Origin of the sequence: Hydrogenophaga sp., from assembly GCF_026125825.1 — a bacterium.
Lineage (GTDB): Bacteria > Pseudomonadota > Gammaproteobacteria > Burkholderiales > Burkholderiaceae_C > Hydrogenophaga.
Map to the genome: position 1 here is coordinate 14106 of NZ_JAHCKK010000016.1, position 13465 is coordinate 27570.

The window sequence follows — 13465 nt, forward strand, 5'->3', positions numbered from 1 at the left end:
GGGCCGGTCTCAGGGGCGCGCGACGAGCGCGGCGCGGGTGGGCCAGAAGCTCTGCAGGCCCTGGGCGCGCAGCGCATTCTCCACGTACTGCGGCGCGGCCCATCGGGCCACGTCGATGTCCTGGCGGATCAGCTTGTTCTCCCGGGTGAAGTCGATCGCGTCCTCGTACTGGCTGAGCAGAAAGGCATCCACGCGCGGGTTGAAAGCCTCCTTGAGCGACACACCGTCGTAATCGTCCTTGAAAGCCTGATAGGGCATGCCCGAGAGCGTCCAGAGGCGGTAGGCCTCGTCGCGGTTGGCTTCCTGCCCCAGCCAGTGAGCGGCTTTCACCAGGCCGTTGGCGATGCGCTGCGTGGCGTCCGGGTACTGTTTCTCGAAAGCCTCGCTCACCAGGATGCCGCCAAAGCCCGAGGCCTTCGCGCCCTGCGCCTTGGACGAATAGAACACCTTGCCCACGCCCTTGTCGCGCAGCGTCAGCAGGCTGCTGGAGCCCACCGCCGCGTCCACGCTGCCGGCGCTCAGGGCGGCGAGCTGGTCGGCGGTCTTGAGGTCCACGAGCTGGATGTCTCGAAGCGCCAGACCGTTGTCCTGCAGGGCCTTGAGCAGCGCCCAGTGCAGCACCGTGCCCTTGGCCACCGCCACCTTGCGACCCTTGAGGTCTTTGAAGGAGTTCACCTCCAGGTCCTTGCGCGCCAGCCCGAAGACCGTGGTGTAACCGTAGGACGCGAGGATGCGCGTGGGCAGGCCGCCGGCCTTGCCGATGATGTTCGGCAGCGAGCCGTACTGCGCCACGTCGAGCCGGTTGTTGGCGATGGCCTCGTTGATCGCGGGGCCGGTGCCGGTGAAGTACTCGAAGCTGAGCTTCACGGGCGTGCCCTTGAACTCGTCGGCCAGGAAGCCCTTGCCCTGCGCGATGGCAAGCAAGGCCACGCCGTGGGGCTGGCCAAAGCCCTGGCCGAAACCGCCGAAGCGGATGGTCTCGGGCTGGGCCTGCGCGTGGGCGCCGAAAGCGGCGGGGGCGGCGAGCGCCAAGGCCGCCAGGTGTTTCCAGAAAGTCATGATGGGTTCTCGTGGGTTAGGAAAGATTCAGTGCGCGCGGCGCAGCAGCTCGAAGCTGGCGTCCAGCGCAGCGGTGGGCTGGCGGTCCTTGCCCCAACCCACGGCGCGGCGGTAGCTGCCGATCCACTGCCGCACTTCGCCGGCCTCTTCGGCCACGGTGACGGCGTGGTCCGCCACCGGCGCGACGTACAGCGCATCGGCCGGGCAGTACAGCTCGCACATGAAGCAGGTCTGGCAATCCGACTGGCGCGCGATGCGCGGGATGCCGTCGGGCACCGCCTCGAACACCTGCGTGGGACAGGCGCTCACGCAGATGTTGCAGCCGGTGCAGCGTTCGGGGCTGACGATTTCGATCATGCGGCGAGCCTTTCCAGGTCCAGGTTGAAGGTGGGGCGGACGGCTTGCGGGCGCACCCAGACCTCGTCCAGGCCGCCACTGACAAGGCGGTGCCGCTGGGCAAGGTCCAGGCCGGCGTGGTCCTGCCGTCGGGCCATGCCGCGCGTCTCGGTGCGCTGCAGGGCGCTGCGGTACATCCAGCGCGCGGTGGCCAGCATCGCCACGGCTTCGCGCGCACGCACCGCCTGCTGCAGGTCCGGAGCGCCGGCGTGGCGCACGCGCGCCCACTGGGCATCGAGCCGCTGCAGCGAGTCCTCCAGCAGGTCGGCGCGGCGCGCCCAGTTGCGTTCGTAGGGAAAGACTTCGGCCTGCACCGCGCGCACCAGCTCTTGCGGGTCCCACGCGGCGGCCCCACCTTCCTGGATGCCGGCCGTGCCCGCGCGGTGCAGGCGGCGCCTGGCCTGGCTGCGCGCGCCACGGCTGAAATCGGCCGCCCCCGCACCGGCCCAGAAGCCCGACGACATGGCCCAGGCCGCGTTGTGGCTGCCGCCGCCGGTGAAGGCGCCGCAGATCAGCTCGCGCGTGGCGGCGTCGCCGGCGGCGTACAGGCCCGGCACCGAGGTCGCGCAGTCGTCGCCGATCACATGCAGGCCCCCGGTGCCGCGCACCGTGCCTTCCAGCCGCAGGGCCACCGGGAAGTGGTCCTTGAATGGGTCGATGCCCTGGCGGTCGAAGGACACGAAGAAATTGGGCTGGGCATGGCGCATCCAGGCGCGGATCTCGGCATCGGCCCGGTCCAGGCAGGCGAACACCGGCTGCGTCTGAAGCGTGCGCGCGATCACGCTGCGGCCGCGCGACGAGCCCGCGCCTTCGATGGCGACCCCCTCGCGGTCGTAGAAGGTGGCCCAGTTGTAGAACAGCGACTTGGTGACGGACGAGAACGAGGGCCCAAGCCCATAGGCGTTGGAGAACTCCATGCCCGAGAGCTCGGCGCCCACCTCTGCGGCCATCAGGTAGCCGTCGCCGGTGAGCACGTTGCAGCCCAGTGCCCGGCTCAGGAAAGCACAGCCGCCGGTGGTGATGACCACCGCGCCGGCCCGCGCCACCCAGGTCTCGCCCGTGGTGCGCGTGAGGCCGGTGGCGCCGGCCACGTCACCGTGCTCGTCGGTCAGCAGCTCCAGCGCCGGGCTGTGGTCCAGGATGCGGGCGCCCGAGGCTTTCACCTGCTTGCGCATCAGCCGCATGTACTCCGGCCCCTGCAGCGAGGTGCGCTGCAGCTGGCCCTCGGCGTCGATCGGGAAGGGATAGCCCCATTCCGTGAGCGTCTCGGTGTTGAGCCAGGTCTGTTCGAGCACGCGGTCCATCCAAGCGTGCTCGGCCAGTTCGCCGCCCATCGCGTAGCGGCTGGCCTTGGCCTTCTCGCGCGCCGCCACATCGCGCGGCACGTGCCACAGGCCGGTGCCCGAGGGCGCGGTGGCGCCGGAGGTGCCGCAAAAGCCCTTCTCCACCAGGGTCACGCTGGCGCCGCGCGCGGCCGCTGCGGTGGCGGCCCACGCCCCCGCCGGCCCGCCCCCGATCACCAGGACATCGGTCTCGATCTGCTGCTGCCCCACCACGCCGCTGCGCAGCGGAGTTAAAAAGCCTTGTTGCCCCATCGTCTGCTCTCCAACAAATGTGTTCAGAGCAGGCAGTCTAGGAACGGCTCAACGCATCAACAACGACCGTTTCCGAGTTTCCATATGCGGAAAAAAGCAGCCCGGTGCCTCCAGCTCAGATGAGCGCCTCCGATGGCAGCACGTGCACACCGGGCGCCCCCGCCAGCGCGGCCTGCAGCAGGTGGTGCGCGATGCGCTCGGCCGGCACCACGCGGTAGCGCCGGGGGAGCAGGGGCTGCACTGCACGCAAAACCAGCACCGCCAGCCGCTCCAGCGGCCGGCTCTGCGGGCGCTGGCCGTCGATCAGCCCCGGACGCACCAGCGTGAGCGAGGGATAGCCCACGGCCTGCAGGTCGCGCTCGACCTCGCCCTTGGTGCGCGAATAGAAGACGCGCGAACGCGCATCGGCGCCCAGCGCGGAGTTCAGGGCAAAGGCCCGCGCCCCGTGGCGCCGCGCCAGGTAGGCCACTTCCAGCGGGTGGTCGTGATCGACCTTGTAAAACGCGGCCTGCGAGCCCGCCACGCGGATTGTGGTGCCCAGGGTGCAGATCACGGCGTCCACCCGCCACCACTCGGCGTCTTCGGGCAGGCGCTCGAAGTCCACCACGGGATTGAGCAGTTTGGGGTGCGCAGCCAGGGGGTGGCGGGTCGGCGCGACCACGCGCTCCACGGCAGGATCGGCCAGGGCTTGGCGCAGCACATGGCTGCCCACCAGGCCGGTGGCGCCCACCAGCAACAGTTGTTTCATGCAATCGCTTTGTTCTTCGCGCCGGATCGGCGGGTCTGGGGCGCATGGTCCCTGCGTGGCACCCCCGCGTCAAACGGAATTACATGGCGACACATCCGCGCCCCCGCGCCGCGCCGGGCCGCTCAGTTGAGTGCGCGGCGCAGTTCCTGCAGGCGCTGCGCGATGGCATCGCGGTCGAGCGTGTCGTCGGCATGGGCCACGTAGGTTTCCAGGTCACCCACGGCCAGGCGCACGTCGCCCATCTCGGCCCAGGCCAGCCCCCGGTCGCGGTACTCGACCCAGGCGTCGGGCAGCAGGATGAGCAGGCGGTCCAGCACGGCGATCAGGCGCAGCCAGTCTTCCTGCGTGCGGTGGATTTCCTTGAGGTTGCGCAGCAGGCGCGCCAGGATCTCGCGCGGCGTGGCCGCCTGCAGATACAGGCCCACCGGCACATCGAAGTCGTCCACCAGCCCGTTGCGCCGCTTGTAGGGCTCCAGCCGCTCCGAGAGGTCTTCGCGGCTGAGCGACTGGCCGGTGAAAGGGTCGATCACCACCTGCCCATTGGGCAGGTTGACCTTGACCATGAAGTGGCCGGGAAAGTTGACGCCACGCGCCTTCAGGCCCAGGCCCTGGGCCAGCTCCAGCCAGAGCACGGCCAGCGAGATGGGAATGCCCCGGCGCGTGCGCAGCACGGCGTTGAGGAAGCTGTTGTCGGGGTCGTAGTAGTTGTTGACGTTGCCGCCAAACCCCATGTCGCGGAAGAAGAACTGGTTGAGCGTGCGCAGCCGCTGCAGCGGGCCGGCGTCGGCGGGGCAGCGCCGGCGCACGCGGGCCAGCATCTGGTCCACGTCGCCGAGCACCTGCTGCACGTCCAGGTCGGGGTATTCGTCCTGGGCGACGGAGGTGGCCGCCTCGAACAGCGGCAAAGCCTCGTCGTCGCCCACCAGGGCAGCAAAGTAGCCCAGGGGGGTCGGCGCGGGGAATTCGTACGCGGTCGGCATGGTGGGGTGGTCCGGAATCCGCAGATTACGTCATTTTCTGACGAACTGCCGCAAGTTCAACCCCGCCAGCAACAGCGTGAGGAAATAGACCAACACCCCGCCCAGCACGCACAGCGTGAGCAGGCCCACGCGCTGCAGCGCCTGGCCCTCGAAAGCCAGCCAGTCGAAGCGCGCGGCCACCCACATCAGGAACACGGCCAGCAAGGCGCTGGCCGCCAGCACCTGCATGCCGAAGCGGGCCCAGCCCGGAGACGGTGTGTACGCGCCCCGGCGGATCAGCCCCACCAGCAGGAACAGCGCATTGACCATGGCGCCGATGCCGATCGCCAGCGCCAGCCCGGCGTGTGCCAGCCGGGGCACCAGCAGGAAATTGAGCACCTGGGTGAGCACCAGCACCCCGATGGCGATCTTCACCGGCGTGCGGATGTCCTGCCGCGCGTAGAAGCCCGGCGCCAGCACCTTGATGGCGACCAGCCCGATCAGGCCCGCGCCATAGCCCATCAGGGCCGTGGCCGTGCGCTGCACGTCGGCGCCCGTGAAGGCCCCGTAGTGGTAGAGCACAGCCACCAGGGGCTGGGCGAAGGTCAGCAGCGCCACGGCGCAGGGCACGGCCAGCAGCACCACCAGGCGCAGGCCCCAGTCCAGCAGGCCGCTGTAGCGCACGGCGTCGTCGGACGCCTTGGCCGCTGCCAGCTGCGGCAGCAGCACCACCCCCAGCGCCACGCCCAGCATGGCAGTGGGAAACTCCATCAGCCGGTCGGCATAGGTCAGCCAGCTCACGCTGCCCGTGCCCAGGTGCGAGGCGATCTGGGTGTTGATCAGCAGGGAAACCTGCGCCACGCTCACCCCCAGCAGCGCCGGCAGCATGAGGGTGGTCACCCGCTGCGTCCCCGGGTGCTGCCAGGCCGCCTTCAGGGCCGGCCAGCGCAGGCTCACGCGCGGCAACAGGCCCAGCTGGCGCAGCGCGGGAATCTGCACGCCCAGTTGCAGCGCGCCGCCCAGCAGCACGCCCCCGCCCATGGCGTAGATGGGCTCGATGCCCAGCGAGGCGAACCAGGGCGCGCCCCAGCCGGCGGCGGCGATCATGGCCACATTGAGCAGCACCGGCGTGGCCGCCGGGACCGCGAAACGTTTCCAGGTGTTCAGAATGCCCGCCGACAGCGCCACGAAGGACATGAAAGCGATGTAGGGGAACATCCACCGCGTCATGAACACGGCGGCGTCGAAACCGGGGTCGTCCAGGCCGCTGGCCATGGCCCAGACCAGCACCGGCGCGCCCACCACGCCCAGCACGCAGGTGGCGGTGAGCGCCCAGGCCAGCACGGTGGCGATCTGGTTCACCAGCACCCGGGTGGCGTCGTCGCCCTCCTTTTCCCGCACGCCGGCCAGCACCGGGACGAACGCCTGGCTGAACGCGCCCTCGGCGAACAGCCGGCGCAGCAGGTTGGGAATGCGGAAGGCGACGTTGAAGGCGTCGGTCAGCGCGCTCGCGCCAAAGGTGGCCGCCATGAGCAGCTCGCGCACCAGGCCGGTGATGCGGGACGCCAGCGTGAGCAGCGAGACGAGGGAGGCGGACTTGAAAAGGGTCACGCGACGAGTGTAACGACCGGGAACCGCCCTCCTGCCCCGCCCAGCCGGCCGCCCTTGCCAGCCCGGCAGGCCGTGCTAAAATCGCGGGCTTTGCTGGCATCATCCCCAAACACCGAAGGAACTCACCATGGCAACCAAGCCGAAGAAAAAGAACCCCCGTCTGGCGTCTGGCCGCAAGCGCGTGCGCCAGGACGTCAAGATCAATGCAGCCAACACCTCGCTGCGCTCCAAATACCGCACCGCCGTCAAGAACGTTGAAAAAGCCGTTCTGAGCGGCGACAAGGACAAGGCGACCGAACTGTTCGCCAAGATGCAGAAGGTCGTCGACATCGTCGCCGACAAGGGCATCTTCCACAAGAACAAGGCCGCGCGCGACAAGAGCCGCCTGTCGGCCAAAGTCAAGGGTCTTGCAGCCGCCGCCGCTGCCTGAACCTCCCCCGGTCTGGCCCCGCCAGACCACCAGCCCGGGCCCCCAGGGCCTGCCGTTTGAAACGGGTGCGCTGCCAGCAAAAGCAAAAAAGCCGTCGCAAGACGGCTTTTTTGTTGCCCGCGCCCAAAGCGGGGGATCAGGTCTTGGACGGGGGATCGGGGAGGAGGCAGGCCTCGACCACCTGCAGGCCGTTGTCGCGCGCGAAGTTCATGCAGAAATCCCAGGCCATGGGCTCGGCCTCGCGCAGGTCGGTGTGCACCACCACGCACTTGATGCCGTTGATGTTGTTGGGCACGCACCAGGGCGAATAGCTCAGGTGGCTGCCGGGCGTGGCGCCACCCGGGCGGAACGAGCTCATCACCCCGGCCAGGCGCTCGGCCCAGTCACTGGGGCGGAACGTGCGGCCGTCCTTCGTGACACCCTGGATGAAAACTTGTTTGGCTGTCGGTGAAACCATCGGGGGGAGAGGCCTTCGGATGGAGGGCTCGACTGGAAGAATGCCGCCACCGGACCGAGGATCGCTCACCGGGGCGGGAGGCAGGTATTCTATCTTATATAAGACTTGGAACGAGGGATCGCCCGGATCGGCCAGCGTACACCGGGCGCATTTCAGCGATGCCCAACAAGCAATGATGATGCCCGCTCGCTGCCCCTAAAATCGCGCTTCAACGGCTCAACCTTCGTTGAGCCGCTTTCTTTTTGGCCCTTCCCACCGGAGTCCCCGCATGAACGCCGCCCTCAAGCCCGTCGCTTCTCCCCACGTGATGAACACCTACGGCCGTCTGCCGATCGCGATGTCACACGGCCGAGGCGTGCGCCTGTGGGACACCAACGGCAAGGAATACCTGGACGCGCTGGGCGGCATCGCCGTCAACACCCTGGGCCACGCCCACCCCAAACTGGTGCCTGCCCTGCAGGACCAGATCGCCAAGCTGATCCACTCCAGCAACTACTACCACGTGCCCGACCAGGAACGGCTCGCGCAGATGCTGGTGGAGCGCTCGGGCATGACCAATGTGTTCTTCTGCAGCACCGGGCTGGAGGCCAACGAGGCCGCCCTCAAGCTGGCGCGCAAGTACGGTCACGACAAGGGCATCGAACGCCCCGAGATCGTGGTCTACGACAAGGCCTTCCACGGTCGCTCCATCGCCACCCTCTCGGCCACCGGCAACCCCAAGGTGCAGGCCGGCTTCGGCCCCCTGGTCGAAGGCTTCATCCGCGTGCCGCTCAACGACATCGAGTCGCTCAAGAAGGCCACCGCCGGCAACCCCAACGTGGTCGCCGTGTTCTTCGAGACCATCCAGGGCGAAGGCGGCGTCAATCCGATGCGCGCGCAGTACCTCAAGGACGTGCGCGCCCTGTGCGACGCCAACGACTGGCTGCTGATGATCGATGAAGTGCAATGCGGCATGGGCCGCACCGGCAAGTGGTTCGCCCACCAGTGGGCCGGCATCGTGCCCGACGTGATGCCCCTGGCCAAGGGCCTGGGCTCGGGCGTGCCGATCGGCGCGGTGGTGGCCGGCCCCAAGGCCGCCAACATCTTCCAGCCCGGCAACCATGGCACCACCTTCGGCGGCAACCCGCTGGCCATGCGCGCCGGGGTCGAGACCATCCGCATCATGGAAGAGGAAGGCCTGCTGGAGAACGCCGCCCGCGTGGGCCAGCACCTGCGCACCGTGCTCGAGAAAGACCTGATCGGCAAGGCCGGCGTGAAGGAAATCCGGGGCCAGGGCCTGATGCTCGGCATCGAACTCACCAAGCCCTGCGGCGTGCTCACCCAGCGCGCTGCCGACGCCGGCCTGCTGATCTCGGTCACCGCCGACAACGTGGTCCGCATGGTGCCTCCGCTGATCATGACCACGGCCGAGGCCGACGAGGTGGCGGGCATCCTGCTGCCGCTGATCCACGCCTTCCTGGCCGAATGAGCGCCGCCACCGCCATGACGATCCCGCACTACCTGCAGTTCAAGGACCTCGACGCCGCCACCTACGCCTACCTGTTCGAGCGCGCGGCCTTCATCAAGCGCAAGTTCAAGGCGGTCGAGAAGTACCAGCCCTTCGCCGACCCCGACCGCACCCTGGCCATGATCTTCGAGAAGGCCAGCACGCGCACGCGCGTGAGCTTCGAGGCCGGCATGTACCAGATGGGCGGCTCGGTGGTGCACCTGACCACCGGCGACAGCCAGCTCGGTCGCGCCGAACCCATCGAAGACAGCGCCCGCGTGATCAGTCGCATGGTCGACATCGTGATGATCCGCACCTTCGAGCAGAGCAAGATCGAGGCCTTCGCGGCGCACTCGCGCGTGCCCGTCATCAACGGCCTGACCAACGAGTTCCACCCCTGCCAGATCCTGGCCGACATCTTCACCTACCTTGAGCGGCGTGGCACGGACCCGCAAGGCAAGCCCGACATGGCTTGCCTTCAAGGCAAGGTCGTGGCCTGGGTCGGCGACGGCAACAACATGGCCAACACCTGGCTGCAGGCCGCCGAGCTGCTGGGCTTCACAGTGCATGTGAGCACCCCCAGCGGCTACGAGGTGGACCCGGTGCTCGCCGGCATCCGCAACCCGGACTGCTACAAGGTCTTCAAAGACCCGCGCGAAGCCTGCGCGGGCGCCCACCTCGTCACCACCGACGTGTGGACCAGCATGGGCTTCGAGGCCGAGAACGAGGTGCGGCGCGCCGCCTTCAAGCGCTGGTGCGTGGACGAGGACATGATGCGCACCGCCCAGCCCGACGCGCTCTTCATGCACTGCCTGCCCGCGCACCGGGGCGAAGAGGTCAGCGCCGAGGTGATCGACGGGCCGCAGTCCGTCGTCTGGGACGAGGCCGAGAACCGCATGCACGTCCAGAAGGCCCTGATGGAGTACCTGCTGCTCGGCCGCCTGGGCTAGGGCCTGCCAACATTTTTTTCCAAGATGCGTTGCGGATCAAAAAGGCCATGCGCAAGGCGCGAAACGCAGACGGGCCGGTGGCCCGGCGAGGCTTCGCAACGCGGCGCATGGCCTTCCAGTCTGGCCGTCGTCCCGCGCCTTGACTGGCGCTGTTTTCAATCCATTCGCACTTGGAAAAATAGTGTTGGCAGGCCCTAATGCAAGCCCTGCTCGACGCCATCGCGCGCCTCGAACCCGCCGACTCGGCGCGGCGGGTCTTCCATGGCCGCGGCGGCCTGCACCCGGGCTGCGAGCAGTGGGCACTCGACGCCTTCCCCCCGGTCTGGGTGCTGACCAGCTTCAAACCGGTGGACGAGGCCACCCTGGCCGTGCTGCACACCGCGCTGGCCGAGCGCTGGGCCCAGGCCGCGCCCGGCGAACCGCTGAACTGGGTCTTCCAGTGCCGGCACGAAAGCCAGACCGAAACCCGCCTGATGGCCGGCGCCGTGCCCGAACGCCATGTGGTGAGCGAGCGCGGCGCGCGCTATCTGGTGCACGTGCTCAAAGGCCAGAACCACGGCCTGTTCCTGGACATGGCCGAGGGCCGCCAATGGGTGCGCGAGCAGGCCCGGGGCCAGAAGCTGCTCAACCTGTTCGCCTACACCTGCGCGTTCTCGGTCGTGGCGCTGCAAGGCGGCGCGAAACAGGTGGTCAACGTCGACATGAGCGGTGGCGCCATGGCCATCGGCCAGCAGAACCACCCGCTCAACGGCCTGGCCGGCGGCGCCAGCTTCCTCGCCCACGACATCTTCAAGACCTGGGGCAAGATCACCCGCAGCGGCCCCTACGGCCTGGTCATCGTGGACCCGCCGAGCTTCCAGAAAGGCAGCTTCGTCGCCACCAAGGACTACCAGCGGCTGATGCGCCGCTTGCCCGACCTGCTCCTGCCCGGCGCCCGGGTGCTGCTCTGCCTCAACGCGCCCGAGCTCGACACGGCCTTTCTGCGGCAGCAGATGCAGGAAGCCGCGCCCGAGCTGGTGTTCGAGCAGCGCCTGCCCAACCCCGAGGCCTTCGCCGACGCCGCGCCCGAGCGCGCGCTCAAGGTGCTGGTCTACCGCGCTGCGCCATTGGCCTCATAGGCCCGCCGCGTGGGCGCTGAAGTGGTCCATGATGGCCTGGGTCCCGCCTCCCGCGATCTTCACCCCCGAGAGCTTCAAGCCCATCTCCACGCCAGCCACCATGGCGATCAGCGTCAGGTCGTTGCTGTCCCCCAGGTGCCCCATGCGGAACATGCGCCCCTTCAGCGCCCCCAGGCCGGTGCCGAGCGAGAGGTCAAAGCGCGCATGGATGAGCTTGCGCAGCGCATCCGCATCGACGCCTTCGGGCGTGATCACGCCGGTCAACACGGGCGAATGGCGCAGCGGGTCCGCGCACTGCAGGGGCAATCCCCAGGCGTTGACCGCGGCGCGCACACCGGCAGCCCAGCGCTGGTGCCGCGCAAACACCTTCTCCAGCCCTTCGCCCAGCAGCATGTCCAGGGACTCCGAAAGCCCGTACAGCAGGTTGGTGTTGGGGGTGTAGGGCCAATAGCCGTCCCGGTTCATCGCCACGATCTCGTCCCACGCCCAGAACGCACGGGGCAGCCGGGCCGTCTTCGACGCCTCCAGGGCACGGGGTGACAGGGCATTGAAGCTGATGCCCGGGGGCAGCATCAGCCCCTTCTGCGACCCGCTCACGGTCACATCCACGCCCCACTCCGCATGCCGGTACTCGGCGCTCGCCAGCCCCGAGATGGAGTCGACCAGCAGCAGCGCGGGGTGCCCCACCGCGTCGATCGCCTGTCGCACCGAGGCGACGTCGGAAGTGACCCCGGTGGACGTCTCGTTGTGGACCACGCACACCGCCTTGATCTTCCGATCGGGGTCTCTGCGCAACCGCGCCTCGATGCGCTCGGCCTGAACGCCCTGGCGCCAGCCCGGCGCGTGCGCAAGCACGGCATCGGCGCCCTCGTAACACAGGATCTCGGGCTCCAGCCCCAGGCGCGCGGCCATCCTGGACCAGAGGGAAGCGAAGTGCCCTGTCTCGTACATCAGCACGCGGTCGCCCGGGCTCAGCGTGTTGGCGAGCGCGGCCTCCCAGGCCCCGGTGCCCGAGGCCGGATAGATCACCACGGGATGCGGCGTCTGGAACACCTGCTGCATGCCCGACAGCACCTTCTTGCCCAGCCCGGCGAACTCCGGCCCGCGGTGATCGATCGTGGGCAGGCTCATGGCGCGCAAGACGCGCTCAGGCACGGGGCTGGGTCCGGGTATCTGCAGGAAGTGGCGGCCGGTGGGATGAAAGTCGAGTGAAACCATGAAATCTTTCCGTGCAACGCGCGCCTATCGCCGCGTCATGTGGCGCGACAGCTGCGGCTGGGGCAGATGAGCCCCGTGCGCGCGCAGGGTCGTCACCAGCGCCTGCGTGTCGAGGTCGCTCGCAGGCTGACCCGTGGCCAGGCTCTGCGCCGCCGCCGTGCCCACCGCCTGCCCCATCATGTAGGCCGCCGATTGCGCACGGATCGAGCCGTGCACCTTGGTGTCGCTCGAATGGCAGCGACCCGCCACCCACAGGTTCTCGGAACCCCGCGGGACGAGGATGCTGTACGGAATGCCCACGAACTCGCCACGCCCCAGGTTGTCCTTGCCATGGAAGTCCTTGAGGAACCGCTCGTACTCCGCCTTGCTGGTGTCGGTCGGGTGGACATCGGTGGGCCGGTTGTACACCGCCACCTGATCGGGAAACTGCCGCTTGCCGCGGAAGTCGTCGATGTTGAGTTCAAACTCGCCAACGATGCGCCGCGAGTCGCGGATCCCCATCACCGGCGCGGTGCTCAGCAGCTCGATCTGCTCGCAGCCGGGCACGTACTTGCGGTAAAACTCCACGTACTCCAGCGCCAGCTTGCGCCCCAGCACCATGCCCTCGGACATGCTGCGGGTCGACAGCGGATCGAGGTTGAAGACATGCCCGGCATTCAGCGTGGCCGTGCGGTCCCCGATGCGGTTCATGCCGGGGAAGAAGCGGTCGTCCTGGGTGAAGAACCCGTCCTCGATCGCGCGCGGCACCAGCTCGCTGCGCACGCGGTTCTTCACCTCATCGATGCCGCGCCAATCCTCGCCATACGCCGGGTCCGCCCAGTTCATGCCGCCCACCAGCGAGCACAGCGTGCTGGGCGAGACGGTGTCGGTGTCGCGCAGCACAACCTTGCAATCCACCCCCGCCAGCGCCGCCAGCGTCGCGTCCCCGGTGGCGTCCACAAACGTCCTGGCCGGCACGTAGCGCAGGCCCTCGACATTGCTCAGCACCACGCCATTGATCTTGCGCCCCGTCAGGTCCGCGTCCACCACGCGGGTGAAGAACCGCAACTCCACGCCCGCGGCCACCGCCATGTCGTCCAGGATGCGCTTGAGGTGCTCGGGCTGAAACGGCACCCAGCGATTGAGCTGCGAGTGGAGGAACTCGGGCACCACATGCGGACCGAAAGCGCCCTCGGCCCACATCCTCTCCAGCAGCTCCTTCATGAAGCCGCCCACCAGCATGCGGGTGCCATCGGCCACGGGCCCGAACGAGGCGACCAGGCCGCTCGTCCCCATGCCGCCCAGGCACCCGGTCGCCTCCACCAGCAGCACCTTCAGCCCCTGGCGCGCCGCGCAAACCGCCGCGGCGGTGCCGGCCGGGCCGCCACCTGCCACCACCAGGTCGTAGGTCTCGTCCGCGCGGATCTTGCGCTGGAATGTGTATTCGTTCGATGCCATG

13 protein-coding genes are annotated in these 13465 nt (G+C 68.6%); 4 read left to right on the forward strand and 9 right to left on the reverse strand.

Going from position 1 to position 13465, the window contains the following annotated elements; translation table 11 throughout:
• Positions 1-9 precede the first annotated feature (9 nt).
• The 6 genes from KIT86_RS08195 to murJ all read right to left on the reverse strand — a co-directional run bounded on the left by KIT86_RS08195 (position 10) and on the right by murJ (position 6368).
• Complete coding sequence (locus KIT86_RS08195; protein ID WP_297397113.1) at positions 10-1059, reverse strand: ABC transporter substrate-binding protein; 1050 nt, start codon at positions 1057-1059, stop codon at positions 10-12.
• 27 nt (positions 1060-1086) lie between these two features.
• Positions 1087-1416, reverse strand: a complete 330-nt coding sequence (locus KIT86_RS08200; protein ID WP_297397115.1) for a ferredoxin family protein — start codon at positions 1414-1416, stop codon at positions 1087-1089.
• A complete protein-coding gene (locus KIT86_RS08205; protein WP_297397117.1) occupies positions 1413-3050 on the reverse strand; it encodes an FAD-binding protein in 1638 nt (545 codons plus the stop codon). The genes KIT86_RS08200 and KIT86_RS08205 overlap by 4 nt, the downstream gene beginning before the upstream one ends.
• A 115-nt stretch (positions 3051-3165) precedes the next feature.
• A complete protein-coding gene (locus tag KIT86_RS08210) occupies positions 3166-3798 on the reverse strand; it encodes an NAD-dependent dehydratase (protein ID WP_297397119.1) in 633 nt (210 codons plus the stop codon).
• 122 nt (positions 3799-3920) lie between these two features.
• Positions 3921-4778, reverse strand: a complete 858-nt coding sequence (locus KIT86_RS08215; protein WP_297397121.1) for a tetratricopeptide repeat protein — start codon at positions 4776-4778, stop codon at positions 3921-3923.
• A 30-nt stretch (positions 4779-4808) separates the two neighbouring features.
• Complete coding sequence (murJ, locus tag KIT86_RS08220; protein WP_297397123.1) at positions 4809-6368, reverse strand: murein biosynthesis integral membrane protein MurJ; 1560 nt, start codon at positions 6366-6368, stop codon at positions 4809-4811.
• Between the two features lie 127 nt (positions 6369-6495).
• Here murJ and rpsT point away from each other — a divergent pair, with 127 nt between their 5' ends.
• On the forward strand, positions 6496-6798 hold the full coding sequence (gene rpsT / locus KIT86_RS08225) for a 30S ribosomal protein S20 (protein WP_297397125.1): 303 nt from the start codon (positions 6496-6498) through the stop codon (positions 6796-6798).
• Positions 6799-6934: 136 nt separating this feature from the next.
• Here rpsT and KIT86_RS08230 read toward each other — a convergent pair whose 3' ends face one another.
• Complete coding sequence (locus KIT86_RS08230) at positions 6935-7255, reverse strand: DUF3579 domain-containing protein (protein ID WP_297397127.1); 321 nt, start codon at positions 7253-7255, stop codon at positions 6935-6937.
• A 268-nt stretch (positions 7256-7523) separates the two neighbouring features.
• On the opposite strand from KIT86_RS08230, the gene KIT86_RS08235 reads away from it, so the two are divergent.
• From KIT86_RS08235 to KIT86_RS08245, 3 genes are all read left to right on the forward strand, one after another.
• Positions 7524-8723 carry an aspartate aminotransferase family protein gene (locus KIT86_RS08235; protein WP_297397129.1) on the forward strand — a complete coding sequence of 400 codons (1200 nt, stop codon included), beginning with the start codon at positions 7524-7526 and terminating at the stop codon, positions 8721-8723.
• The gene (gene argF / locus KIT86_RS08240; RefSeq protein WP_297397131.1) at positions 8720-9691 is read left to right on the forward strand and encodes an ornithine carbamoyltransferase; all 972 of its coding nucleotides are present in this window, start codon (positions 8720-8722) and stop codon (positions 9689-9691) included. The genes KIT86_RS08235 and argF overlap by 4 nt, the downstream gene beginning before the upstream one ends.
• A gap of 197 nt (positions 9692-9888) precedes the next feature.
• Entirely contained in the window at positions 9889-10809 is a 921-nt protein-coding gene (locus tag KIT86_RS08245; RefSeq protein WP_297397133.1) for a class I SAM-dependent methyltransferase, read from the forward strand.
• Here the strand turns inward: KIT86_RS08245 and KIT86_RS08250 are convergent.
• Together KIT86_RS08250 and KIT86_RS08255 are read right to left on the reverse strand one after the other, a co-directional pair.
• Complete coding sequence (locus KIT86_RS08250) at positions 10804-12027, reverse strand: aminotransferase class V-fold PLP-dependent enzyme (RefSeq protein WP_297397135.1); 1224 nt, start codon at positions 12025-12027, stop codon at positions 10804-10806. The two genes, KIT86_RS08245 and KIT86_RS08250, sit on opposite strands and share 6 nt — an antisense overlap.
• A 24-nt stretch (positions 12028-12051) precedes the next feature.
• Positions 12052-13464: an FAD-dependent oxidoreductase gene (locus KIT86_RS08255; protein WP_297397137.1), complete on the reverse strand. Its 1413-nt coding sequence runs from the start codon at positions 13462-13464 to the stop codon at positions 12052-12054.
• Position 13465 lies beyond the last annotated feature (1 nt).